The organism is bacterium (assembly GCA_019637795.1).
GTDB lineage: Bacteria > Desulfobacterota > Binatia > HRBIN30 > CADEER01 > JAHBUY01.
In genome coordinates this window covers 76,315-97,041 of the sequence record JAHBUY010000001.1, presented here as the reverse complement: position 1 = coordinate 97,041, position 20,727 = coordinate 76,315, and the positions used below count along the sequence as shown (strand labels likewise).

Here is a 20,727-nt window from a genome sequence, read left to right as displayed (position 1 = left end):
GATCCCGCGGTGGCTCAGACAGCTCCGCTTGGCCTCGTCGGACCTGCCCCGGGACGAGGTGCGGAGGCGGCGGCGCGAGGCGGTGCTGATTGCCGTGACGGCGGTGGCGTTCGTCGTCTTCGCCTTCTTCCAGACCCGCCTGCCGGACTTCCAGGACAGCCCGTCGCAGTCCGGCAACATCGTCTTCTTCCTGCTGATCAACCTGAACCTGATCCTGCTCGTGCTGCTGGTGTTCCTGGTGGCGCGCAATCTCACCAAGCTGGTGGTCGAGCGGCGGCGCCGCATCCTCGGCGCCCGCCTGCGCACCCGCCTGGTGCTCGCCTTCGCCAGCCTGTCGCTGATCCCGACCGTGCTGCTGTTCGTGGTCGCCCAGGGCTTCTTCGCCAGCGTGATCGAGAACTGGTTCGGCCTGCGGGTGCAGACCGCGCTCACCGGCGCGCTCGACGTGGCGCACCGCTACTACCAGCAGGCGGCCGACGACACCCTGGTGGTCGGCGACCGGGTGGCGCGCGAGATCGAGCGCCGCGGCCTGCTCGCCAGCGCGCGCCGCGCCGAGCTCAACTCGCTGCTCTCGACCGAGCGCGAGAACCAGCGCGTCGACGGCATCGACGTGGTCAGCCCCGCCGGTCCGATCGCCACCGCGCACGGCGAGCGCATCGCCGCGCGCGGCGTGCCGCTGCCGCGCGGCGAGCTGCGGGCGCTGTTCGCCCAGGGGCAGGAGTTCGCGCGCACCGAACGCCTCGGCCGCGGCGATCTCGTGGTCGGCGGCGTGCCGGCGCGCGATCCGGAGGGCGGGGTCGTCGCCGCCGTGGTGGTGGCGCGGGCCATTTCGCAGGACGTGTCGACCGCCGCGCGCCGCACCGCGAAGGCGGTCGACGAGTACCGTCAGCTCAAGGTGCTGAAGCAGCCGATCCGCGGCGGCTACACGATCACCTTCTTCCTCATCACCTTGGTGGTGCTGTTCTCGGCGACCTGGTTCGGCTTCTACTTCGCCAAGGGCATCACGGTGCCGATCCAGCGCCTCGGCGAGGGCATGCGCGAGGTGGCGCAGGGGAACTGGGACTATCGCGCCGCCGCCGGCGGCGACGAGGAGATCGGCACGCTGGTCACCTCGTTCAACCGCATGGCCGGCGATCTCAAGACGATCCACGGCGAGCTCGCCGAGCGCCATCGCTACATCGAGAGCATCCTCGAGAACATCACGGCCGGCGTCGTCTCGCTCGATCCCACCGGCGCGGTGGCGACGGTGAACCCGGCCGCCGCCAGCATGCTCGGGCTGCGCTGCGAGGACGCGCGCGGCCGGCGCTGGCAGGACGTCTTCGCGCGCGCCGATCTGCAGCCGGTGGCGGAGCTGATCGAACGCCTGCGCAGCGAGCGCCGTGATCGACTCGAGCTGCAGCTCAAACTGGCGGGCGGTGCCCGGCCGGTGACCGCCTTCGCCACCGCGACCGCGTTGCGCGACGAGGAGGGGATGCCGCTCGGCATGATCCTCTTCTTCGAGGACGTCACCTTCCTGCTCCGCGTCGAGCGGATGGAGGCATGGCGCGAGGTGGCGCGCCGCATCGCGCACGAGATCAAGAACCCGCTCACCCCGATCCAACTCTCGGCGCAGCGGCTGCGCAAGCGCTACGCCAGCACCCTGCAGGGGGAGGATGGGGCGCTGCTCGACGAGTGCACGCGCACCATCGGCGCCCAGGTGGAGCAGTTGAAGCGGCTGGTCAACGAGTTCTCCGCCTTCGCCCGCCTGCCGGCGCTGGAGGTCGCGCCGCACGATCTGCGCGCCGTCGTCGAGGAGGCGCTGGTGCTGTTCCGCGAAGGGCATCGCGAGGTCGCGTTCACCTTCACGGCGCCCGAGAGGCTGCCGGCGGTGGACATCGATCCCGACGCCATCAAGCGGGTGGTCATCAACCTGCTCGACAACGCCGTCCACGCCTGCAAGGGCGGCGAGGGCGGCGGCCGCATCGAGGTCTCGATCGCCCACGATCCGCGCATCGGCCTGGTGCGCCTCGAGGTGGCGGACAATGGCCACGGCATGACGCCCGACGTGCAGGCGCGGGTCTTCGAGCCGTATTTTTCCACCAAGAAGGACGGCAGCGGTCTCGGGCTGGCGATCGTGTCCGCGATCGTCGCCGATCACCACGCGTACATCCGCGTCCGCGACAACGAGCCGCGCGGGGTGCGGGTGGTGATCGAGTTTCCGCTGCGTCAGCCGGATCGCCTGCGCGCCGCCGTCGGGGCGTGACGCGCTCGTCGGCCGCTCGAGATCGGGAGGAGCTCACGATGCCAACCGTACTGGTCGTGGACGACGAAGGGGACATCCGCGCCTCGCTGCGCGGCGTGTTGAGCGACGAAGGGCTGCGGGTGCTCGAGGCCGAGGACGGTCGCCACGCGCTGACCCTGGTGCGCCGCGAGCGCCCGGAACTGGTGCTGCTCGACGTGTGGATGCCGGAGGTGGACGGCATCGAGCTGCTGCGCCGTCTGCAGGAGGAGCCCGAGCGGCCGCAGGTGATCATGATCTCCGGCCACGGCAACATCGAGACCGCGGTGCAGGCGACCAAGCTGGGCGCCTTCGACTTCATCGAGAAGCCCTTCTCCATCGACGCCCTGCTGAGCGTCGTCGGGCGCGCTCTCGAGCAGCGGGCGCTGCGCGCCGATGGGGCGCCGCGCGCCGCGGCGCGGCCGGCGCTCAACGGCCACGCCATGGCTCGGGTCGTCCCGGAGCGCACCCTCGGCAAGTCGGTGATCGCCAGCGGTCACGGTCTGCACACCGGCGTGAAGTCCGGCCTGATCCTCAACCCGCTGCCGGCCGGGCGCGGCATCGTCTTCGCCGCCCTCACCAGCGGCGCCTCGGTTCCGGCGCACCTCGACTACGTCGACTCCACCGGCTACGCGACGACGCTGCACGGCGGCGGCATGACTGTCGCCACCGTGGAACATCTGCTCGCGACCCTGCACTGCTACGGCATCACCAACGCGCTCATCAAGGTGCAGAGCGAGGTGCCGGCGATGGACGGCTCGGCGGTCGAGTTCTGCAAGCTGGTCGAACAGGCGGGGATCGAGGATCAGGGCGGCGGCATCGAGCCGATCGTCGTCGACGAGCCGCTGCGGGTCGGCAGCGACGATCCGCAGGGCGAGGGCATCGCGATCGAGCCCGCCGACGGCTTCAGCGTCCACTACACGCTGGTCTACCCGGCGCCGGTCGGCCGACAGGAGTACACCTACGAGCATTGCGACGGCGACTCGTTCCGCGCCGAGATCGCGCCGGCGCGCACGTTCGGATTCATGCGCGACATGAAGGCGCTCGCCTCGATGGGGCTGGCGAGCGGCGGCCGCCTCGACAATTTCATCCTCATCGACGACGAGAAGGTCGTGAACACCCGGCTCCGCTTTCCCGACGAGCTGGCGCGCCACAAGATCCTCGACATCCTCGGCGATCTCTACCTGCTCGGCCGACCGCTGCGCGGCCGGGTCGTCGCCCGCAAGACCGGCCACAGCGACAATATCGCGCTGCTGCGCCTGATCCACGAACGGTACGGCCGCTAGCCTGACGGACCCGTGCGCGCTCCGGCGGAGCGCGCACGGGTCCGTCAGGCCGCGTTGCGCGCCGCCACGCGGAGGCGCGGCTATCGGCTCGCGGTGACGACCGGCTCGACCTTCAGCGCTCGGCCGAGCGTGGTCGCGGCCTTGCGCGCCGCGTCGCGCGAGGGGAAGTTCTTCACCACCACGCGGTACGCGCCGCCGCTGGAGGCGATCTCGGAGCGGTAGCCGCGCTTCGTGAGGTCGCGCGCGATCTGCTCCGCCCGCACCTTGCTGCGGTAGCGCCCGAGCTCGACGTGGTAGCGCAGCGTGGCGCGCCGGGGATCCTCGCGATCGCCCTGGGCCATCGCGGCGCCCGCCGGGCGCTTCGCCGCCGTGCCACCCTTCTGGAAGGTCGTCATCGCCGGCGCGCTGGCGACCCGCGCGCTGCGCTCGCTGCGCTCCGAGGGCGGCGCGGCCTGGACGCCGCCGGTGCCGCGGTACCAGGTCACCGCCGGCGGCGCGGCCGCGGCCGGCGGATCCACCGCCGCCTGCTGCCAGCCATTGCGCTGCCGCCAGTCCTCGTACCCCGGCATCGCCTGGCCCAGGCCGTAGCGGCTCAGCAGCTCGACGTCCGCCCACAGATTGTTGGAGCCGAGGATGGCGATGATCACCTCGTGGCCGTTGGCGGAGGTCATGCCGACGAAGCAGCGCTTCGCCTCGCGCGTCCAGCCGGTCTTGCCGATGACCGCCAGATCGTCGCGCCACAGCATGCGGTTGGTCGAGCGCAGCGCGATGCGCCGTGGCCCGCCGCTGACCGGCTCGATGGCGTCGGTCGGCGTCGACAGGATGCCGCGCATCCCCGGGGTCTGCAGGGCGGTCCGCATGATCGCCGCCATGTCGCGCGCCGTCGAGTAGTGGCCGGGCGTCGGCAGCCCGTTCGGGGTGATGAAGTTCGAGTTGCTGGCGCCCAGCGACCGCGCGGTCTGGTTCATCAGGCGCGCGAAGCCCGGCACCGAGCCGCCGATGTGCTCGGCGATGACGACGCTGGCGTCGTTCGCCGATTTCATCAACAGCGCCTGCAGCATGGCGCGGCTGGTGAACACGGTCCCCGCCTTCAGGTACGCCTTGGAGGGCGGCATGCTGGCGGCGTTGGCGCTCACCCGCATGAGCTCGTCCGGCGCCGTGTGGCGCAGCGCGATGATCGCGGTCAGCAGCTTGGTGGTGCTGGCGGGGGGCAGCGGCAGATCCTGGTTGCGGGCGAAGTACACGGCGCCGCTGCGGGCATCGACGGCGACGGCGGCCCGCGCCGTCAGCCGGCCGAGCTCGCGATCCTCGACCGCCCGGGCGCCACTCGCCATCGCCAGGGCGACGAACGCGATGGGAAGGATATGCTTCGCGGTCCGCCGCACGCTCACTCCGTCCACCACCGACACCTCTAGCTGCTTGTGACCGAAATGAGCAGCCGATTCAACTGTGAACGTGCGATTCGTGACGGTGTTTTGCGCCGAGGCATGGCATCGCGCTCATGTTCCAGCACCTCGCGCGCGAGCGGGCTCGCCGCGGCGCGGTGACTGGAGTATGGAGCCCTGCCATGGCCGACGAGTCACTGCGCAAGGTTCCGCCCCAGAGCATCGAGGCCGAGGAAGCGGTGATCGGCGGCATCCTGCTCGACAACAATGCCCTCGACCGCGCCGTCGAGCTGATCATCGCCGAGGATTTCTACCGCGAGGCGCACCGCCGGATCTTCCGCGCCATGCTCGATCTCAGCGAGCGGCACGAGCCGGTGGACCTGGTGACGCTGGCCGACGCCCTGCGCTCGCGCAACGAGCTGCAGGAGGTCGGCGGCGCCGCCTTCCTGGCCGAGCTGGTGGAGCGGGTGCCGACGGCGGCGAACGTCGGCTACTACGCGCGCATCGTGAAGGACAAGGCGATCCTGCGCTCGTTGATCAGCACCACCACCGAGATCGCGCTCAAGGGCTACGAGGCGCCGGCGGACGTCGAGAGCTTCCTGGACGAGGCCGAGCACCAGATCTTCCAGCTCAGCGAACGCAAGGCGCGTCCGTCGTTCTTCCGCGTGCGCGACATCGTCGTCGAGTCGATGAAGGCGGTCGAGCAGCTCTACGAGCGCCAGGAGCTGGTGACCGGGGTGCCGACCGGATTCGTCGACCTCGACAAGAAGACCGCCGGCCTGCAGCCCGGCGACCTGGTGATCGTCGCCGGCCGGCCGAGCATGGGCAAGACCGCCTTCGCCCTGAACATGGCGCAGTATGCGGCGCTCGAGGGCAAGTCCGGGGTCGCGGTCTTCTCGCTCGAGATGTCGAAGGAGCAGCTCGTGCTGCGCATGCTCTGCTCGGAGGCGCGCGTCGACCAGTCCAAGGTGCGCGCCGGCTTCGCCGCGCAGCGCGACTACCCGAAGCTGGCGATCGCCGCCGAACGGCTGTCCGAGGCCCCGATCTACATCGACGACACGCCGGCGATCAGCGTCCTCGAGCTGCGCGCCAAGGCGCGGCGCCTCAAGCGCGAACGCGACGCCAACCTCAGCCTCATCGTCGTCGACTACCTCCAGCTCATGCGCGGCCACGCCACCGACAGCCGCGAGCAGGAGATCTCCGGCATCTCGCGTTCGCTGAAGGCCCTGGCCAAGGAGATCAGCGTGCCGGTGGTCGCGCTGTCGCAGCTCAACCGCGCCGTCGAATCGCGCGGCGGCGAGAAGAAGCCGATCATGGCCGACCTGCGCGAGTCGGGCGCCATCGAGCAGGACGCCGACGTCATCATGTTCCTCTACCGGCCGTGGGTATACGACAAGAACGCCGACGAGCGCGAGGCCGAGGTGATCATCGCCAAGCAACGCAATGGCCCCATCGGCACGGTGCCCGTGACCTTCTTCTCCGAGTACACCCGCTTCGACAATCGGGCCCAGGACGACATCGACTACCCGGCGCAGATCGACGAGCTGTGAGCGCCGGTCGCGGTCAACAGGCGGCGCGGAGGCGACGCGTCGCCTCCGCCGGGTCCGCCGCCGAGGCGATCGCGCCGATCACCGCCACGGCGTCGGCGCCGGCGCGGCGCGCGGCCGGCAGCGTCTCGGCGCTGATGCCGCCGATGGCGACCAGGGGCAGCGGGCATCGCGGGCGGGCGGCGGCGAGGGTCGCGAGACCGAGCGCGGGATCGGGGTTCGCCTTGCTGCGGGTGGCGAAGATCGGGCCGAAGGCGAGGTAGTCGACGCCGCCGGCGCGGACGGCGGCATCGAGCTGCGCCAGGGTGTGGGTGGAGAAGCCGATCACCGCCTCGGGCCCGAGGATGGCGCGCGCCGCGGCCGGTGGCAGATCGTCCTGTCCCAGGTGGAGGCCGCTGCCGACCAGTTTGGCGACGTCGGCCCGGTCGTTGAGGATGAGCTGCGCTCCGGCCCTTCGCGCGCGTGTCTGCACGGCGCGGGCGAGGGCGATCAGCTCGCGCGTCGTGGCGCGCTTGGCGCGCAACTGCAGCAGCCGGGCGCCGCCGGCCAGGATCGCCTCCGCGAGGGCGATGACGTCGGCGCTGCTGTCGGCGTCGGCGATCGGATAGAGCGGCTCCGGAAAGGCGAACGCCGCCATCACTCCTGCGCCGCGCCGCGCCGCGGCGTGATCTTCAGGGTCGAGATCTTCTTGCGCAGGGTGTTGCGGTTGATCCCGAGAATGGCGGCGGCCTGCAGTTGGTTGCCGCCGGTGCGCTCCAGGGTGAGCTCGATCAGCGGCCGCTCGACGCGCTCGAGGATCAGCGCGTACAGGTCGGACGGCTCGACGTCGCCGGTCTGGCGGAAATACTCGCGCAGCTTGAGGCGGACGATCTCCTCGAGCGACATGTCGCCGTACATCGCCGGCGTCGACTCCTGCGCCGCCAGGGCCAGGTCGCGCGGCATGATGGTCGAGCCCGACGCCAGCACGGCGGCGCGGATCAGCGTGTTCTCCAGCTCGCGTACATTGCCCGGCCAGTTGTGGCGCAGCAGCAGGTCGCGCGCCTCGGGCGAGATGCCGGTGATCGAGGTGCCCATCTCGCGGTTGATCTTGTCGATGAAGAAGGTGAGCAGCTCGGCGATGTCGCCGCGGCGATCGCGCAACGGCGGCACCTGGACCGGCACCACGTTGAGGCGGAAGAAGAGGTCCTCGCGGAACCGGCCCTGCTTGGCGGCGCGCTCGAGCGACTGGTTGGTGGCGGCGAGGATGCGGCAGTCGACCTTGATCGTGTCGCGGCCGCCGAGGCGCGTCACCTCGCGTTCCTGCAGGACGCGCAGCAGCTTCGCCTGCAGCTCGAGCGGCATGTCGGCGATCTCGTCGAGCAGGATCGTGCCGCCCTGGGCGAGCTCGAACTTGCCCGGGCGCTGCTCGGTCGCGCCGGTGAAGGCGCCCTTCTCGTGGCCGAAGAGCTCGCTCTCCAGCAGCTCGCGCGGGATCGCCGAGCAGTTGATGGCGACGAACGGCCCGCTCCAGCGCGGCGAATGGTAGTGGATCACCTTGGCGATCAGCTCTTTGCCGGTGCCGCTCTCGCCCTGGATGAGCACCGTCGTGTCGGTGTTCGCGATGCGGCCGATGATCTTGTAGATCTCCTGCATCGCCGGGCTGTTGCCGATGATCGCGACGCCGACCTCGAAGCGGCCGCGCAGCTCGCGCTCGACCCGTTTCAGATCGGTCGAGAGGCGCGCCATCTCCAGCGCCCGATGCGCCACCGCCTGCACCTCGTCGATGTTGAACGGCTTGGCGATGTAGTCGTAGGCGCCGCGCTTCATCGCCTCGATGGCGTTGTCCATCGTGTTCTGGGCGGTGACGATGACGATCGGCGTGGTGATGCCCGACTCGCGCGCCGACCCGAGCACGGCGAGGCCGTCGTAATCGGGCATGCGCAGGTCGATGAAGGCGATGTCGAACGGGCGTTCGCGCAGGCGGTCGAGCGCTTCGCGGCCGCCGCTGGCCTGCAGCACCACGTGCCCGGCGCTCTCCAGCGCCTTGGCGAGGACGAAGCGGACGCTCTCCTCGTCGTCCGCCACCAGGATGGTGCCCGGCGAGGTCGATTCCATGCTCATCCCCTGGCGACCGGCAGCGAGACGGTGATCACCGTCCCGTACGGGTGGTTGGGCGCGGCGCGCATGATGCCGCCGTGCTCGGAGACGATCTTCGCGGAGATCGCCAGACCGAGGCCGGTGCCGCGCGCCTTGGTGGTGAAGAAGGGCTCGAACATCTGGGCCGCCGTCGCCGCGTCGATGCCGCAGCCCTGGTCCGCGACCTCGACCCGCAGGAAGCTGCGGCTGCCAGCGGAGGCGCGCTGGATGTGGAAGTCGGTTTCCATGCGCGTGCCGAGGGTGATGGCGTTGCGCTCCGGCGGGGCGGTGCCGTCGACGGCCATCGACTCCTGGGCGTTGCGCAGCAGGTTGAGGAACACCTGGCTGAGCTGCGAGGCGTCGGCCTGCAGGTCGGGGAGGCTGGGGTCGAAGGCGAACTGCAGGCGCACGTTGGCGCGCGTGAGCTCCGGTTCGACCACCGCCACGACTTCCTGCAGGATGCGATGCACGTTGACCGGCGCCAGCCGCGGCTTGGGCGGCGCGCCGAGGGTGAGGAGGTCCTCGACCAGCGCGCTCAGGCGGTTCACCTCGCGCGTGATCACCGCGGTGTACTCGGCGAGATCGGCGGGCGCCGACGGATGGTGCTGGAGCAGTTGCGCCGCGCCCTTGATGCCGGCGAGCGGGTTGCGGACCTCGTGCGCGAGGCCGGCGACCAGCGTGCCGAGGCGGGCCAGGCTCTCGTGGCGCCGCGCCGAGTCCTCGAGGGTCCGCTGGTAGCCGAGATCGTGGATCACCAGGGCGGCGCCCGTCACCCGGTCGCGTTCCCACAGTGGCGCACAACTCACGCGCACGGGGACCCGCCGACGGCCGCGCACCAGTCCCTCGTCGGTGCGCGACTCACTCTGGCCGAGGCGGATCACCCGATCCACCACCTCGCCGATCAGGGGCGTGTCCTGGAACAGGCGGGCGCAGGGCTCGCCGAGGGCGCGGCGCTGCGGCACTCCCGTGAGCTCTTCCGCGGCGGGGTTGAACAGCACCACCCGCTGTTCGTGGTCGAGCACGACCACGGCGTCGTTGAACGCCGCCAGGACGTCGGCGAGCGGGGGCGCCGGAGCGACGCGCGGCGCGAGCCGGGCACGCGCGTGGCGGAGGCGTGATTTCATGATTGGCACGCGAGCCCGTGAGTTAACATAGGGCGCCGGCGAGGGAAACGAGGGACGCCCAGCCTGTGGCATCACGTCGGCTGATCGCAGGGACCGCAGCCACGAATGATGGAGCGCGTTGACAAGGTTCCGGGGCCCGCATAGCGTGCCGCCGCGAACCGGCGATGATCAGCGTGCGCGAAGCGCTCGACCGCGTGCTCGAGGACCTGCCGCGGGTCGGCGGCGAGCAGGTCCCGTTGGCCGTGGCGCGCGGCCGCGTGCTGGCCGAGGCCATCCAGGCGCCGCGCGACGTGCCGCCGTTCCGCAATTCGGCGATGGATGGGTACGCGGTGCGCCAGGCCGACGTCAGCGCCGCGTCGGCCAGCGGCCCGGTGGTGTTGCGCGTCCTCGAGACCGTCGCTGCCGGCGCGGTGGCGAGCCAACCGGTGGCGCCGGGCACGGCGATCCGCATCATGACCGGCGCGCCGATGCCGGACGGCGCCGATGCCGTCGTCCGGGTCGAGGATACCAGCGAGGTATCCGAGGGCGTGGCGATCCGCGCCGCGGTCGCGCCGCGGGCCAACATCCGCGAGCCGGGCGAGGACATGCGCGCCGGCGAGACGGTGCTCGAGGCCGGTCGGCTGCTGCGGCCGGCCGATATCGGCCTGCTCGCCTCGCTCGGGATGTCGATGCTGCGCGTGGCGCGGCGGCCGCGGGTGGCGATTGTCTCGACCGGCGACGAGCTGGTCGACCTCGGCGAGCCGCTGGGGCCGGGCCAGATCGTCAACAGCAACGCCTACACGCTGGCGGCGGCGGTGGAGGAGGCGGGGGCGGAGCCGCTCCACCTCGGCATCGTGCGCGACCGGCCGCCGCTGATCCGCGCCGCGTTCGCCGACGCGTTGAACGCCGACGTGGTGCTCTCGACCGGCGGCGTGTCCGTCGGCAGCTTCGACTACGTGCGGACGATCCTCGCCGAGCTCGGATACGAGGAGCGCTTCTGGCGGGTGGCGCAGAAGCCGGGCAAGCCGCTCACCTTCGGTCGCTGCGGTCGCGCCCCGGTGTTCGGGCTGCCGGGCAATCCGGTGTCGTCGCTGGTGTGTTTCTACCTCTACGTGCTGCCGGCCCTGCGCACGATGCTGGGGCTCGACCGCGTGCACCTGGCGAGCGCCGCGGCGACGCTGGTGGAGGGGGTGCGCAAGGCGCCGGGCCTCACCGAGTTCGTGCGCTGCAGCCTGCAGGGATCGCCGGACGACTACCGGGCGCGGTCGACCGGCACGCAGAGCTCGGGCGCGCTGCGCTCGCTGTCGCTCGGCGACGCGCTGATCGTCGGCCCGCCCGAGGCGGCGCACCTGGACGCCGGGGCGCGGGTGCGGGTCGTGCTGCTCAACGCCGACGCCGTCGCCGGGCCGCCGTTCTGATGCCGAGCCAGGGGCCGTCGCTGCGCATCGGCCAGGGCTGGGACATCCACCGCCTGGTGGCCGATCGGCCGTTGCTGCTCGCCGGCGTGCGCATTCCGCATGGGCGCGGCCTGCTCGGCCATTCCGACGGCGATGCCGTGCTGCACGCCGTCGCCGATGCGCTGCTCGGAGCGATCGCCGCCGGCGACCTCGGCCAGCACTTTCCCGACAGCGACCCGCGCTGGCACGGCGCCGACAGCGCGCGCCTGCTCGGCGCGGTGATGGCGATGCTGGCGGCGCGCCGCGGGCGGGTGGTCAACGCCGACGTGAGCATCCTGGCCGAGCAGCCGAAACTCGCCCCGCACATGGCGGCGATGCGGGCGCGCCTGGCGGCGTTGCTCGCCGTCGACGCGTCGTGCGTCGGGATCAAGGCGCGCACCATGGAAGGTCTCGGCGCGATCGGCGCCGGCGAGGCGATCGCCGCGCAGGCGGTGGTGCTGGTCGCGCTGTCGCCGCCGCGCCGCCGCGCCGCCGTCAGGCGAGAACGGGCGCCTCGGCGAGCGCGTCGGCGTCGTCCGCACGCGCCGCGTCCCGGCCGGCGGCCGCCTGGCGCTTGATCAGCCACAGGCGGTTGGTGCTGCCGGTGCGCTCGTAGCTCGTTTCGTCGACCGAGGAGCGGATGAGGTAGGCGCGCGCCTCGGGGCTCACGACCTCGCCGGCGAACGAGTCGAGATCCGGGGCCCGGGCGCTCGGCCGCGGCCATGGCCAGGCGGGGCCTTCGTCGGCGACGCAGACGCCGCAGCCCTCGGCCCAGATCTCCACCTCGATGCGCAGGTCGCCCTGGGTGCCGTTGGCGGTGGCGATGCCGCAGGCTTCGACCACCGCCATCTCGAGCTCGGCGGCCGCCGTGTCGCCCAACCCGCCGGCGATGCAGAGGCCGCGCACGCCGCCGCCGAGCACCGATCCGACCGCCAGCACCTTGGGGGCGAGCATGGTGAGGATCGTCGGCTTGGCCATCGCTTCCGCGTCCGGCAGCGCCGTGACGGCGGGCTCGGTCGACGGCGGCGCGGTCGGGCGCCAGGCGCGCGTGGCGGTGTCGGTGCCGCTGCCGCACCCGCCGCAGCCGGCGTCGCCGGCGGCGCGCAGCGCGCCGCACGCCGGGCACACCTCGACCTGCTGGGCGTCCTTCACCGCGGCGACGATCTCGTCCACCGTCGTGGCGCCGAGGCGCACCTTGTCGATGGCCGCCTCGAACAGCGTGCGCGAACCCTGCTGGCGCGCCAGACCGAGGAGCTCGAGCTCCGACGCCTCGGCGTGGATGTGGCGCTTGATCTCGGTCGAGTTGCACACCACCTGGTAGATGCCGATGCGGCCGCGGTAGCCGGTGTTGCGACAGCTCTGACAGCCGAGGCCACGGCGCGGCATGGCGTCGCCGAGGGCGCGGCGGATCGCCGGCGGGCAACCGTCGGCGATCGGCGTCGGGGCGCCGCACTGGTCGCAGACGCGGCGCACCAGGCGCTGCGCGATGACCGCCAGCAGCGTCGAGGCGAGGATCTCCCGCTCGACCCCGAGGTTCACCAGGCGGCTGATGGCGCCGACGGCGTCGTTGGTGTGCAGCGTCGACAGCACGAGATGGCCGGTCTGCGCCGCCTGCAGGGCGATCTCGGCGGTCTCGCGATCGCGGATCTCGCCGACCAGGATGACGTCCGGATCCTGGCGCAGGATGGAGCGCAGCGCCGCCGCCATGGTCATGCCCTGGCGCTCGTTCACCTCGGTCTGGTTGATGCCGAGGAGGCGATACTCGATCGGGTTCTCGACGGTGACGATGTTCACCTCGGGCGAATGGATGGCGCGCAGCATCGCGTAGAGGGTCGTCGACTTGCCGCTGCCGGTCGGGCCGGTGGTGAGGATCATGCCCTCCGGCTGCCGCAGGCAGGTCTCGAGCCTGCTCAGCTCGTGCGGTTCGAAGCCGAGCTCGTCGAGGCGGGCCAGCGCCCGTTGCGCGTCGAGCAGGCGGATGACGACTTTCTCGCCGTATTGCGTCGGCAGCGTCGAGACCCGGCAGTCGATGCGGCGCCCGGCGACGCGCGCGGTGAGGCCGCCGTCCTGCGGCACGCGGCGTTCCGCGATGTCGAGCCGTGCCATGACCTTGAGGCGGGCGATCAGCGGATTGCGCACCGCCGCCGACACGCGCGCCGTCTCCTCGAGCACGCCGTCGATGCGGAAGCGGACCGTCAGCCCGTCCGCGGTCGGCTCGAAGTGGATGTCGCTGGCGCGCACCGACACGCCCTGCTCGATGAAGCGGGCCGCGAGGCGGATGATCGGACTGTCGCTCGCCTCGGCGCGCAGCGCTTCGAGGCTGGGCTCGGGCGCGCTCGCTTCCGGCTCGACGATCGAGTGGGCGCGCGAGAACCACTGCTGGTGGACGGCGCGCACCTCGCTGAGCAGCGCCACGGCCGGCATCACGCGGCGGCCCGAGGCGAAGCGAAGCCGCTCGATGACCGCGTGGTCGAACGGGTTGACCATCGCCAGCAGCAGCCGGCCGTCGTTCACCGCCGCCGGGACGACGAGATGGGCCCGCAGGAGGTCGGGATCGAGCCCGTCGGTCGCCGCCGGGATCTCCTCGACGCCGACGCGGGCGAGGCGGAGGTGCTGCTGCAACACCTCCGCGAGCGCGTTCTCGTCCAGCCAGCCGCCGTCGCACAACGCCTCCGCCGCCGTCATCTGGGCGCTGCGCGCGGCGCTCTCGACGGCTTCGCGCACGCTGGGATCGAGGGCGCCGTAGCGGGTCAGGAAGCGAAAGAGCGTTTCGTCAGCGTCGGAGTCGAACATCGGATCGGAACCGCGCGCTCGGCCAGAGCGCTGGTCATCCGCCCGTCGGGATAGCATGAGACATGCCACGGCGTTGCGCGGCGAACGGCGGCGGCCGAGGCCGGCCCGTCATGGCCCCGACCGATGTCGCATCGACGGCAGGGCATCCCGTGCGCCGCTCGGGCCCAGCCTGGCGCCGGGCGCGCGGCGGATCCGTCGCGCCGCTGGACATTACCGTGGGTCCTGGGGTTTGTTGGACCGATGAGGCAGCGATCGATCCTTCTCGTCCTGAGCCTGCTGGTCGCCGGTGCCGCCGCACCGGCGGCGGCCATCGATCTGACCATCCTGACGCGCGGCAAGTCGCTGCGGTTGATCGGCGCCGACGATCCGCAGCGGGGGCGGGGCGTGGTGCGCTTCGCTGCCGACCCGGCGCTGGCGGATGCGCCGGATCCGACCTGTCCGACCGCCTCGACCTTCGAGCTGGGGCTCTTCACCGGCAGCGCCAACGCCGTGATCCGCGGCGCCAAGGCGCAGCTCGACTGCGCCAAGTGGCACCCGCGTCAGGGCGGCTGGGTCTACAACGACCCGTCGGCGCCGGGTGGCGTGCGCGCGATCGTCTACGGACCGGCCGGGGTGACCGTCAAGCTCGTCGGGCCCGGCGCGCTGCCGGCGGAGGGTCCGTTGGCCTACGCGTTCATCTGGCTCGAGGTCGGGGGGCGGCGCTATCACGGGCGCTTCCATCAGTTCCGCCGCAACGGCGCCACGCGCATCGTCAGTCAGACCACGCCGCGGGTAGCGGCCGAGGGCGAACGCGGCTTCTGGGCGGTGCTCACCGGCGACGACGACTCCGAGGCGGCGCAGCAGGCGGCCTTGGCGACGCTGCGGCAGGCGAGTGCCGCCTCGTCACGCGACGGGCGCTCCCGGTTCCTGCTCGCGATGCTGCACCTCTACCGCTTCGGCCAGATGAGCCAGTCGATCGCCGCGCCGCCGCCGGCGGCGCTCGACGAATTGCGTGCCGGGGTCGCCGCCTTCGCCGAGGCCGAGCCGCTGCTGTGGGACCGCGCCACGCGCACCGGCGACTCGCGCGTCCCGGGCTTCGGCGCCGCCGCGCGCTATGCCCTGGCGGTGGCGACCAGCGACGCGACCCTGCGCGAGCAGGCGCTCGCCGATCTGGACTACGCGGTCGAGATCAACGCCTTCTTCAACGTCTTCGACCTGATGACGGTGCTGCAGGCCGAGCCGGCGAACAGCCAGGCCTACCAGAACGCCTTCGCGCGGATCGACGCCTATCTGGCGGCGCCGAGCACCTTCCAGTGCGCCTTCACCCAGCCCGAGGTGTGCACCGGCAACGGCCTCGGCCCCGGCTCGCTCCCCGGGACCTTCGTCCTCTTCGGCGACGTCTATGCGAAGGCCGGGCGCCAGCTCGAGGCATCGCGCTGGTACGACGTCGCCAAGAACACCGAGGCCGGCTGGGCGTTGCAGGGCCTGGCGGCGGCGCGCAGCGCCGGGGTCGCGGAGCGGGTCGCGGCCTACCAGGACGCCGACCCCGGCAACGACCCGCCGATCATCGGCGCCGGCGTCGAGGCCTGCCGCTCCTGCCACCAGCGCGTCGCGCCGGCGTCCTGACGGCGCCGGCGCGCGCCGGGGGCCGGTGGCTCAGCGCGCCTTGACCGTGAAGCCGCGGTCGCTGTGCACGAGCAACTGCGGCTTGCCGCCGATCACGGTCTCGAGCTGGACCTCGCGCTGCCAGAGCTGGTGCACGAAGGAGAGCGTGCGCTCGGCGTACTCGGGGTGGAGATCGCGGCCATCGTGCAGGTGTTCGAGCGCCAGCGTCCGCTTGCCGCCGGCGTCGCCGTCGATCACCCGGATGACCGGCACGCTGTTCATCCCGACGGTCGCGATCAGGGTGTCGCGCACCTGGCGCCATCCGTCGGCGTCCGCGACCTGGGTGATGACGTAGTCGTTGCCCTTGCGCTGATACTCGAACAGGTCGAGCTCGCGCACCAGCTCTTCGCCGAGATGGCGGCGGAGGAAGGCGGTATCGCGGTCGCTCTCGCGGACGGCGAAGATCGCGGCGTCGCCGGCCGCGCCCTCGCCGGCGCTGCGGTGGATGTGCTCCCAGACGCGGAGCCCGACGTGGTACGGATTGATGCTGCCCTCGTGCGGGCGCACCACCTGGTTGTGGCGGACGATGAACTCGAGCTGCAGGTCCGGACCGAGCTCCAGGCTGTCGAGGATCCGTTTGTGCCAGTACGAGGCCCAGCCCTCGTTCATGATCTTCGTCTCGATCTGGGGGATGAAGTACTGGGCCTCCTCGTGGACGATGGTCAGGAGGTCGCGCTCCCATTCCGCGAGGTAGGGGTTGTGGTCGCGGATGAACAGCAACAGGTCGTCGTCCGGCACCTGCGGCGTGCGCCGCAGGTCGGGTTCCTCGAGATCCTGCGCGCGGTGGATGCGATGAAAGGGATCGGCCGGCGGCCGCGCCGCCTCCAGCGCCGCCTGGCGCGCGTCCTCGTCGCTCAGCTTGCGCACCGCGAGGTTGCGGCGGCACTGCAGGGAGAGGGCGTGCGCGGCGTCGAGGATGGCCTCGACGCGCTCGAGGCCGATGCTGGGGTCTTCCTGGTAGCGGCGGATGCGCTGCGCGTGCGCCTTGAAGGTGCCGATCGTGTACTCGGCGCGGGTGGAGCGGAAGGTGAAGTTGTTCTTGAAGAAGTCGTTGTGCCCGTAGACGTGGGCGATGGTGAGGATCTGCAGCAGCAGCGAGTTGTCCCGCATCAGATAGGCGAGGGCGGGGTTGGAGTTGATCACCATCTCGTAGGGCAGGCCGGAGACGCCGTGGTCGTACAGCGTCTTCAACTTCTCGAAGGACTTGCCGTACGACCAGTGCGGGTAGTGCGACGGCATGCCGGAATACGCCATGTAGGCGAGCATCTGGTTGTGGTCGCAGACCTCGAACTCCTGCGGATAGCAGTCGAGGCCGAAGGCCTCGACCTGCTCGCGCACGCGGTCGTCCCAGGTCTCGAGATCGCCGATGTCCCACGCGGTCGGCATGGCGGTCAGGCGGTGGCGGGCTCGGGCAGGCGTTCCTTGGCGAGGAGCGCCTTGAAGCTCGGCCAGACGTCCTCCTTGCGCTCGATGAGCACGGTCTGGAAGTTGTCGGCGTCGAGCCGGCGGAACACGTTCAGCATCGAGCTCTCATAGGCCCGGGCGCCCATCGGCTTGATCTCGCCGTAGCCGAAGAGGTTGCACACCTCGGCCAGCTCGGTGGCGCAGCGCAGGGCGTTGGCGTTGTCGGTGTCGAAGTTGTCGCCGTCGGAGCAGTGGAAGGCGTAGATGTTCCACAGCGACGGATGGTAGCGCTCGGCGATGATGTCGAGCGCCTTCTGGTAGCCGGAGGAGATGAGCGTGCCACCCGACTCGCCCTTGTGGAAGAACTCCTCCTCGGTGACTTCCTTGCCCTCGGTGTGGTGGGCGATGAAGACGATCTCGACGTTGCGGTACTTGGAGCGGATGAACTGGTAGAGGAGGAAGAAGAAACAGCGCGCCAGGTACTTCTTCATCGTGTCCATGGACCCCGAGGTGTCCATGATGCACACCACGACGGCGTTCGACTCCTCGCGCACGTCGGTGACCAGGTGCTTGTACGTCAGGTCGTCGTCGTGGAACGGGAAGCGGCGTTCGTCGGCCGCGGGGTCGCGTTCGCGGGTCGCCATCATGCGCTTGACCCGGGCGCGCACGGTACGGCGCTTGTCGAGCCGCTGGCGGATGCCGACCTGGCGATAGCCCTTGCGCTTGGCGGTGCGGTCGGACGGGATCTCGCGCAGCCGCTTGCGCTCCAGGTCGGGCAGCTCGAGATCCTCGAACATGAGGTCGATGAGCTCGTCGAGCCGGACGTCGGTCTCGTAGTAGTCGACGCCGGGCTTGTCGCCGGCGCGATCGGGCTGGCCCGGCGCGTCTCCCTGCTGGCGGCCGACGACCTGTCCCGGTTGCGACTGGCCATTGCCCTGGCCGGCGCCGGGCGCCGAGTTGCCGTAGATGAACCGGTACTCCTTGATGCCGCGGATCGGCACCTTGATGATCCGATCGCGGTCCTTCCCGATGATCGACTCCTCGGCGATGATGTCGGCGATGTTGTCGCGGATCGCCTGCCGCACCTTGTCGCGATGGCGGGCGCGATCGCCGGCGGCGCGATCGCTGCGTTCGGCGTCGGCGGGGCGGAACGGACGAAAGACACTGTCGACTGGCGGCATCGGTCACCTGTGGGCGGCGGCCGGCGCGGCGCGCCGGCCGCCCGGCCGTCAGTCCTTCCAGAGATTGTTGGCCGCGTACTTGAGCACGACGTCGACGCAGCTCGGGCAGTAGCCGTTCTCGATCAGGTTCTGCACCATCGCGTTGTACTTCTCCGACTGTTCCTCGTCGCGGGTGCGCGCCTTGGTGATGATCCGACTGATGTCGCGCACCGAGGTCATCAGTCGCTTCTCGATCGCCTCGCGCAGCGGCTCGTAGCTCTGGTAGCTGACGCTGACGCCGCGGCGGCTGGACGCCCACAGGTAGGCGATGACCTCCTGGCGGAATCCCTCCGCCGCCGAGCCGATGATGGCGATCTGCTCCTCGATCGACTTGAGGAACGCCTCGTCGGGCTGCAACTCCTCCTTGGTGTTGCGGTCCTTCACCTTCGTCTTGTTCACGTAGGCTTCGGCGTGATCGAGGTAGTTCTGGAACAGCGACTCCGCCTGCTCCTGATACGAGTAGACGAACGCCTTGGTGATCTCCTTCTCCAGCAGCTCGAGGTACTCCTTGTGGAGGATGTCCTGGAGGAACTCGAGGTACTGTTTGCGGGTGTCGTCCGGCAGGTCCGTCTCCTTCACCATGCTGATCAGCGCTTCGCGGACGTTGATCGGGTTGATGCAGTTGCCGGCGACGTTGTCGGACAGCGCGTTGTCGAGCGCTTTCATGATGAAGCGCGTCGAGATGCCGTTCATGCCCTCGCGTTTCGCGTCCTCGCGCAGCTCGCGCACGTCGATCTTCTTGGTGCGTCCCTTCTCGATGACTTCCTCGCCGTTGTAGAGCTTCAGCTTGGTCATCAGGTCGCACTTCGCGCTCGGCTCGAGTCGCGAGAGGATCGCGAACATCGACGCCACCTCGAGGGTGTGGGGGGCGACGTGGGCCTGGAAGTCGGAGTGGCGGATGATCTTCTGGTAGATCTTCACCTCCTCCGACAGCCGCATGTTGTACGGCACCTTCACCACGACGATGCGGTCGAGGATCGCCTCGTTGGTGTGGTCGGCCTTGAACTTCTGCCACTCGGCCTCGTTCGAATGCGCGACGATCACGGTGTCCACGTACACCATGCCGTGACGGCCCGGGGCCGGGATCACCTTCTCCTGCGTCGCCGTGATCATGGCGTGGAGGTACTCGATCTCGTTCTTGAACACCTCGATGAATTCGACCACGCCGCGATTGCCGACGTTGAGCGCGCCGTTGAGGTCGAGGACCCGCGGGTCGCCCTCCGAGTAGCGGTCGAGCTTCGAGATGTCCTCGCTGCCGATCAGCACCGAGGTGTCCTGGTTGTTCGGATCGACCGGCGGCACGACGCCGATGCCGATCCGGTTGCGCTTCGAGAAGGAGCGCATGACGATCGGCACCTCCTCGTAGCGGGTGCCGAACTCCTCCTTCAGGCGGTAGCGGCACACCGGGCAGAGGTCGCCTTCGATGTGGACGCCGAGCATCTTCTCGAACTCGCGTCGGAGGTGCCGCGGCAGCAGGTGCAGCGGTTCCTCCTGCATCGGGCAGCCCGCGATGGCGTAGACCGGGGGCAACTCCTCGAGCCCGCGTTGCAGGCGCTCGACCAACGAGCTCTTGCCGGAGCCGACCGGGCCCATCAGATAGAGCACCTGCCGGCTCTCCTCGCCCTTGAGCGCGGCGGAGTGGAAGTAGCGCACGATCTGCGCCACCGTCCGCTCGATGCCGAAGAACTCGCCGGCGAAGAAGTCGTACACCCGGACCGACTCGTCCTTGAACAGGCGCTTCACGCGGCCGTCGTCGGTGTCGAGGATGTCGTGCGATCCCGGCGCCGTGATCATTTCGTACAGCCGGGAGTGCGCGAGCTTGGTGATGCTCGGGTCCTCGCGAACCCGGTCGAGGTATTCGAGGAACGTCCCGCTCCAGCGGCTCGACTCCCGCGCGGCGCGGTCCTCGCGAATCATCTTTTCGAAGATGGCCTTGTCAGTCTCCATAACCCCACTCCTTTGCCGGAAGGGCACCGCCTCCCAACCTCGTCCTGGTGGCCGGCCACCTGATTGTGCGCGTCAATCAGTCCACGGTGCGGTGACTCCTCACGTCATCAAGCATCCGGGGCGAACGCCCTGTTGCAAGGGTTCGTTGACGAGGATGGAGAGAGGAACGAAGCGAGGCAGGGCGGAGGTGGAGAACGGAGACCGATGCTGCGGCCTTCACGTGTGCTCCATGGTGGATGCCATCGACGTGGGCGGACGCTACCACTAGAAATTGTGGCGAGTCAAACTCAATCTCACCAGATGTTGGTGCGTCACCAATTTCTCGCTGCGCCGATCGGCGCCGCGCGCGCGTCACCATGCGACGGGCCTGCAGCAACCCGCGCGCCGCAACGCCGATCCTCGCCGGCGCAACGCGCGGCGCATTGCGGTGCACAGATGCTGCGCGCTTCGTGGGCGAGTTTTGTCACGATGTCACAACATCGAGCATGCCGGGTGGCAGCGATCGATCAATGACGCGACTGCGACGCCGGCTTTCGGCCGCGGAGTGATCGGTCGGGCGCGCAACGGCCGTGGCACGCATCCTGCTCAAA

Annotated in this window: 14 protein-coding genes; 6 read left to right on the top strand and 8 right to left on the bottom strand. The window is 70.4% G+C overall.

Annotated features, from left to right (window positions below; translation table 11 throughout):
• The first annotated feature begins 82 nt into the window (after positions 1 to 82).
• Together KF840_00430 and lpxC are read left to right on the top strand one after the other, a co-directional pair.
• Complete coding sequence (locus KF840_00430) at positions 83 to 2,242, top strand: PAS domain-containing protein (protein MBX3023357.1); 2,160 nt, start codon at positions 83 to 85, stop codon at positions 2,240 to 2,242.
• A 38-nt stretch (positions 2,243 to 2,280) separates the two neighbouring features.
• Positions 2,281 to 3,543 carry a UDP-3-O-[3-hydroxymyristoyl] N-acetylglucosamine deacetylase gene (gene lpxC, locus KF840_00425; GenBank protein ID MBX3023356.1) on the top strand — a complete coding sequence of 421 codons (1,263 nt, stop codon included), beginning with the start codon at positions 2,281 to 2,283 and terminating at the stop codon, positions 3,541 to 3,543.
• Positions 3,544 to 3,623: 80 nt separating this feature from the next.
• On the opposite strand, the gene KF840_00420 is transcribed toward lpxC, so the two are convergent.
• Positions 3,624 to 4,928, bottom strand: a complete 1,305-nt coding sequence (locus tag KF840_00420; protein MBX3023355.1) for an SPOR domain-containing protein — start codon at positions 4,926 to 4,928, stop codon at positions 3,624 to 3,626.
• Positions 4,929 to 5,110: 182 nt separating this feature from the next.
• Between KF840_00420 and dnaB the strand changes: the two genes are divergently transcribed.
• Positions 5,111 to 6,478 carry a replicative DNA helicase gene (gene dnaB / locus KF840_00415; protein ID MBX3023354.1) on the top strand — a complete coding sequence of 456 codons (1,368 nt, stop codon included), beginning with the start codon at positions 5,111 to 5,113 and terminating at the stop codon, positions 6,476 to 6,478.
• 13 nt (positions 6,479 to 6,491) lie between these two features.
• On the opposite strand, the gene thiE is transcribed toward dnaB, so the two are convergent.
• From thiE to KF840_00400, 3 genes are read right to left on the bottom strand one after another with little or no spacing between them, the layout of a single operon-like run.
• Positions 6,492 to 7,112, bottom strand: a complete 621-nt coding sequence (gene thiE / locus KF840_00410) for a thiamine phosphate synthase (GenBank protein MBX3023353.1) — start codon at positions 7,110 to 7,112, stop codon at positions 6,492 to 6,494.
• Positions 7,112 to 8,575: a sigma-54-dependent Fis family transcriptional regulator gene (locus tag KF840_00405; GenBank protein ID MBX3023352.1), complete on the bottom strand. Its 1,464-nt coding sequence runs from the start codon at positions 8,573 to 8,575 to the stop codon at positions 7,112 to 7,114. The genes thiE and KF840_00405 overlap by 1 nt, the downstream gene beginning before the upstream one ends.
• Entirely contained in the window at positions 8,572 to 9,714 is a 1,143-nt protein-coding gene (locus KF840_00400) for a PAS domain-containing protein (GenBank protein ID MBX3023351.1), read from the bottom strand. The genes KF840_00405 and KF840_00400 overlap by 4 nt, the downstream gene beginning before the upstream one ends.
• Before the next feature lie 164 nt (positions 9,715 to 9,878).
• Here KF840_00400 and KF840_00395 point away from each other — a divergent pair, with 164 nt between their 5' ends.
• Both KF840_00395 and ispF read left to right on the top strand, forming a co-directional pair.
• The gene (locus KF840_00395) at positions 9,879 to 11,111 is read left to right on the top strand and encodes a molybdopterin molybdotransferase MoeA (protein MBX3023350.1); all 1,233 of its coding nucleotides are present in this window, start codon (positions 9,879 to 9,881) and stop codon (positions 11,109 to 11,111) included.
• Positions 11,111 to 11,707, top strand: a complete 597-nt coding sequence (ispF, locus tag KF840_00390; protein MBX3023349.1) for a 2-C-methyl-D-erythritol 2,4-cyclodiphosphate synthase — start codon at positions 11,111 to 11,113, stop codon at positions 11,705 to 11,707. Before KF840_00395 ends, ispF begins: the two co-directional genes overlap by 1 nt.
• Here ispF and tadA read toward each other — a convergent pair.
• Complete coding sequence (gene tadA / locus KF840_00385; protein MBX3023348.1) at positions 11,625 to 13,922, bottom strand: Flp pilus assembly complex ATPase component TadA; 2,298 nt, start codon at positions 13,920 to 13,922, stop codon at positions 11,625 to 11,627. The genes ispF and tadA overlap by 83 nt on opposite strands.
• Before the next feature lie 240 nt (positions 13,923 to 14,162).
• On the opposite strand from tadA, the gene KF840_00380 reads away from it, so the two are divergent.
• On the top strand, positions 14,163 to 15,527 hold the full coding sequence (locus KF840_00380) for a hypothetical protein (GenBank protein MBX3023347.1): 1,365 nt from the start codon (positions 14,163 to 14,165) through the stop codon (positions 15,525 to 15,527).
• Between the two features lie 30 nt (positions 15,528 to 15,557).
• Here KF840_00380 and KF840_00375 read toward each other — a convergent pair whose 3' ends face one another.
• Genes KF840_00375 through KF840_00365 form a run of 3 tightly spaced genes read right to left on the bottom strand, consistent with a single transcriptional unit; the run spans position 15,558 to position 20,137 of the window.
• Positions 15,558 to 16,952, bottom strand: a complete 1,395-nt coding sequence (locus tag KF840_00375; protein ID MBX3023346.1) for a SpoVR family protein — start codon at positions 16,950 to 16,952, stop codon at positions 15,558 to 15,560.
• Between the two features lie 5 nt (positions 16,953 to 16,957).
• Entirely contained in the window at positions 16,958 to 18,151 is a 1,194-nt protein-coding gene (yhbH, locus tag KF840_00370; protein MBX3023345.1) for a sporulation protein YhbH, read from the bottom strand.
• A gap of 48 nt (positions 18,152 to 18,199) precedes the next feature.
• Positions 18,200 to 20,137 carry a serine protein kinase gene (locus KF840_00365; protein ID MBX3023344.1) on the bottom strand — a complete coding sequence of 646 codons (1,938 nt, stop codon included), beginning with the start codon at positions 20,135 to 20,137 and terminating at the stop codon, positions 18,200 to 18,202.
• Positions 20,138 to 20,727 lie beyond the last annotated feature (590 nt).

What these genes read in the sequence shown, in the direction of transcription:
- ispF (MBX3023349.1), top strand. Translation starts at nt 11,111, where the DNA reads ATGCCGAGCCAGGGGCCGTCGCTGCGCATCGGCCAGGGCTGGGACATC.
- KF840_00375 (MBX3023346.1), bottom strand. Translation starts at nt 16,952, where the DNA reads ATGCCGACCGCGTGGGACATCGGCGATCTCGAGACCTGGGACGACCGC.
- KF840_00395 (MBX3023350.1), top strand. Translation starts at nt 9,879, where the DNA reads ATGATCAGCGTGCGCGAAGCGCTCGACCGCGTGCTCGAGGACCTGCCG.
- KF840_00400 (MBX3023351.1), bottom strand. Translation starts at nt 9,714, where the DNA reads ATGAAATCACGCCTCCGCCACGCGCGTGCCCGGCTCGCGCCGCGCGTC.
- thiE (MBX3023353.1), bottom strand. Translation starts at nt 7,112, where the DNA reads ATGGCGGCGTTCGCCTTTCCGGAGCCGCTCTATCCGATCGCCGACGCC.
- tadA (MBX3023348.1), bottom strand. Translation starts at nt 13,922, where the DNA reads ATGTTCGACTCCGACGCTGACGAAACGCTCTTTCGCTTCCTGACCCGC.
- lpxC (MBX3023356.1), top strand. Translation starts at nt 2,281, where the DNA reads ATGCCAACCGTACTGGTCGTGGACGACGAAGGGGACATCCGCGCCTCG.
- yhbH (MBX3023345.1), bottom strand. Translation starts at nt 18,151, where the DNA reads ATGCCGCCAGTCGACAGTGTCTTTCGTCCGTTCCGCCCCGCCGACGCC.
- KF840_00405 (MBX3023352.1), bottom strand. Translation starts at nt 8,575, where the DNA reads ATGAGCATGGAATCGACCTCGCCGGGCACCATCCTGGTGGCGGACGAC.
- dnaB (MBX3023354.1), top strand. Translation starts at nt 5,111, where the DNA reads ATGGCCGACGAGTCACTGCGCAAGGTTCCGCCCCAGAGCATCGAGGCC.
- KF840_00380 (MBX3023347.1), top strand. Translation starts at nt 14,163, where the DNA reads ATGAGGCAGCGATCGATCCTTCTCGTCCTGAGCCTGCTGGTCGCCGGT.
- KF840_00365 (MBX3023344.1), bottom strand. Translation starts at nt 20,137, where the DNA reads ATGGAGACTGACAAGGCCATCTTCGAAAAGATGATTCGCGAGGACCGC.